At 66.4% G+C, this 960-nt stretch carries 1 protein-coding gene; it reads left to right on the plus strand.

Translation table 11 applies throughout. From position 1 onward, the window contains the following. Positions 1-960, plus strand: a 960-nt coding sequence (locus AC1D00_RS42880) for a glutamate synthase subunit beta (protein WP_477014889.1), incomplete at both ends; no start/stop codon positions are given.

Raw genomic sequence — 960 nt, forward strand, 5'->3', positions numbered from 1 at the left:
GTCCTGCGCCGTGCGAAGCGTCCTGCACGCTCAACATCGACGACAACCCGGTCACCATCAAGACCATCGAATGCGCGATCGTCGACCGCGCCTGGGACAATGGCTGGCTGAAGCCCGAGGTCGCCGCCGTCAAGACCGGCAAGAAGGTCGCGGTGATCGGCTCGGGACCGGCCGGCATGGCCTGTGCGCAGCAGCTCGCGCGCGCCGGCCACGACGTGCACCTGTTCGAGAAGTTCGCCAAGGCCGGCGGCTTGCTCCGTTACGGCATTCCCGACTTCAAGATGGAGAAGGGCATCATCGACCGCCGCGTCAAGCAGATGGAAGGCGAAGGCGTCACCTTCCACTACAACAGCCATGTCGGCGCGGACGGCAATGTCGATCCGCGCGAGATGCTGAACGAGTATGACGCCGTCGCCCTGACCGGCGGCGCGGAAGCCCCGCGCGACCTGCCGATCCCCGGCCGCGACCTTTCCGGCATCCACTACGCGATGGATTTCCTGCCGCAGCAGAACCGCCGCGTCTCCGAGGAGCCGCTGAACGGCGTCACCGAGATTTTGGCCGGCGGCAAGCATGTCGTCGTCATCGGCGGCGGCGACACCGGATCTGACTGCATCGGCACCTCGCTGCGCCAGGGCGCGCTGTCCGTGACCCAGCTCGAGATCATGCCCGCCCCGCCCGAGCGCGAGAACAAGGGCCTGACCTGGCCGAACTGGCCGCTGAAGATGCGCACGTCCTCGAGCCAGGCCGAAGGCGCGATCCGCGAATATGCCGTGCTGACCCAGAAGTTCTCGGGCGAGAACGGCCAGGTCAAGAAGCTGCATTGCGTCCGCGTCGACGACAAGTTCAAGCCGGTTGCCGGCACCGAGTTCGAACTGGATGCCGAGCTCGTCCTGCTCGCCATGGGCTTCGTCCATCCCGTGCACGAAGGTCTGCTCAAGCTGCTCTCGGTCGAGCTCGACC

Source organism: Bradyrhizobium sp. P2_E8 (assembly GCF_056403875.1).